Genomic DNA, 2,773 nt, shown 5'->3' on the forward strand with positions numbered 1-2,773 from the left:
TCAGTTTTCGCCCCTGCACAAGAAAATACTGATTTACCTGAAATTGAGGTAGAACCAGTACAAACTGCACCGACACAAGATTTAAGCGATCAAGGTATGCCAAGTATTGCGGAGCGTGCAGCGGAAACTGAAGTGAGTCGTGATGGAATGCCTCAGCGAGTTTCTGTGCCAAAACCAGCACCGATTCCTGAAGGGGTGGATATTCATGCTCAGCCAGAACAAACCCCTGTTGCTATTGAGGAGCCAGTTTCTCGGGTTACTGAAGAGAAAGAGCAGCAAAAGAATGCATCTATTGGTCTAGTGACCATTATTATTTTAGTGATTTTAGCTGTATTGGCGTGGTTATTCTTTAAATAATTCGTTGGTGCTTTTACAATCAAGGCATGCTAAACGCATGCCTTTTTAATTTTGAGTAGAAGAAAATGTCTGTTGCACAACTAAGTAAGCGCGATTTAATTTTATTTGACCTAGATGGAACGTTGGTTGACTCCGCTGCCGATTTATATCGGTCTATGAACTTAAGTTTACAAGTCTTAGAATGGCCTTTAATAACAGAAAAACAAATACGAGAATGGGTGGGTAAAGGGGTATCTAAACTTTGTGAAAGTGTTCTACTTCATATATTTGGAAAATTAGATGTTGAGCAACATAAAGTTTTATTACAGAAATTTGTAGAGGTATATGCCGCTGAACTTTGTGTGAATACTCAAATTTACCCAGGCGTACCTGAGTTTTTAAAACATTGCCAAACTTTGAATATCAAAATGGCATGTGTGACTAATAAGCCTGTCAAACTTGCTCAAGGGTTACTGAATGCGCTAGAGCTTTCTTCTTATTTTCAAGTTGTACTTGGCGGAGATAGCTTACCTGAAAGAAAGCCACACCCACTACCATTATTGCATTGCATGGAGAGCCTAAAAATATCTGCTTCACAATCATTAATGATTGGCGACTCAAGTAATGATATTGAAGCTGCACGCCGTGCTGGAATTGATTGTATTGTGGTTAGCTATGGCTATAATCATGGAGAGAATATCTATGATTGCCAACCTCAGCAAGTTGTTGATAGTCTTGCTGAGTTAATTGTCTAATGAAGAAAATGGAGATAAGAATGAATAAGCGTATGGTTTTTCGATGGCGTGTCTAAACCGAATCTAGAAAAACACACTTTTAAATCGAAACCATATTAGAGAAGATTCATGACTACATTAGCGCAATTCGAGCAACTTAAGGCTGCTGGTTACAATACTATTCCTGTTTATCGTCAACGTTTAGCGGATACAGAAACCCCATTATCTGTTTTTGCTCGTTTTAAGGATCAAACACAGGCTTACTTATTTGAGTCTGTTGAAGGGGGTGAAAACTGGGCGCGCTACTCTATGATTGGTTTAGGCGAATCAACAGTTTTTTCCTGTAACGCTGGTATTTTGTCTATACAACATGCTGACGGATCAGTAACACAGCAAAATTGTCTAGACCCATTCCAATATATCCGTGAATTCCAAAAACAATTTAAAGTTCCTGCGGCTAAACTCTTACCAGACTTACCAAGCTTTACGGGCGGCTTGGTGGGTTATTTGGGCTACGATGCTGTCCGCTATATCGAGCCACGTTTAAAGAATGTACCTACGGCTGATCCGATTACGCTACCAGATTTATGGTTGATGCTCTCAAAGACAGTCATTGTTTTTGATAATCTTAAAGATACGCTATTTTTAATTGTGCATGCGGATACAGAGCAGAGTAATGCTTATGAAGACGCTCAAAAAAAATTAGATCAATTAGAACAGTTGTTGGCGACTCCAGTTAGTTTGCAAGCGCGACCACATACGCCTCCGCATTTTGAATCAATTACTGGTAAAGCAAAATTCTTAGAGACGGTAGAGAAGGTTAAAGAATATATTCGTGCAGGCGATGTGATGCAGGTTGTACCTGGGCAGCGTATGGTTTCTGATTTTGATGGAGAAGCTTTACAGGTTTACCGTGCATTACGTCATTTAAATCCATCACCTTATCTATTCTTGGTTCAAGGACAAACGATTACTGATAAAAAACCATTTCATATTGTTGGCTCGTCACCGGAAATTTTATCTCGTTTAGAAAACGGTATTGCTACAGTTCGACCTTTGGCAGGAACCAGACCGCGCGGTAAAACTAAAGAAGAAGATATAGCATTAGAAAAAGATTTGCTGTCTGATGAAAAAGAGATTGCTGAACATTTAATGCTGATTGATCTTGGGCGAAACGATGTAGGGCGCGTATCGAAAATAGGTAAAGTCCAAGTCACGGATCAAATGGTGATTGAGCGCTATTCACATGTCATGCATATTGTTTCAAATGTACAAGGTGAAGTGCGTGATGATATTGATGCACTTGATGTATTTAAAGCCACCTTTCCGGCAGGAACGTTATCAGGTGCCCCAAAAATTCGTGCAATGGAAATTATTGATGAAGTAGAGCCTGTGAAAAGGGGAGTTTTTGGCGGGGCTGTTGGTTATTTGGGATGGCATGGTGAAATGGATATGTCGATTGCAATCCGTACTTGTGTTATCCGTGACAAAAAGGTGTATGTACAGGCTGGTGCAGGGCTAGTTGCTGACTCAAATCCGGAATCTGAGTGGAATGAAACCCAAATAAAAGCTCGCGCAGTGATCAAAGCGGTTGAATTATCGTCAAACGGATTGATTTTATGAGTTTTTAGCGGTTTTTTTTAAAAAACCGCTTGCATCGTTTGGAAGTTTTGCTAAACTGCACACCGTTCCGATACGAAACG

Annotated in this window: 2 protein-coding genes and 1 pseudogene; all 3 read left to right on the plus strand. The window is 40.1% G+C overall.

Translation table 11 applies throughout. The features are described 5' to 3' along the window. Positions 1-357 (plus strand): annotated as a pseudogene (locus VXQ92_RS15530) (FHA domain-containing protein); the annotation flags it as partial. 65 nt (positions 358-422) lie between these two features. After that, positions 423-1,091: a phosphoglycolate phosphatase gene (locus VXQ92_RS15535; RefSeq protein ID WP_024438485.1), complete on the plus strand. Its 669-nt coding sequence runs from the start codon at positions 423-425 to the stop codon at positions 1,089-1,091. Positions 1,092-1,199: 108 nt separating this feature from the next. Further along, on the plus strand, positions 1,200-2,693 hold the full coding sequence (gene trpE / locus VXQ92_RS15540) for an anthranilate synthase component I (RefSeq protein ID WP_064480191.1): 1,494 nt from the start codon (positions 1,200-1,202) through the stop codon (positions 2,691-2,693). Positions 2,694-2,773: the final 80 nt, after the last annotated feature.

This window comes from Acinetobacter sp. 228 (assembly GCF_048147885.1).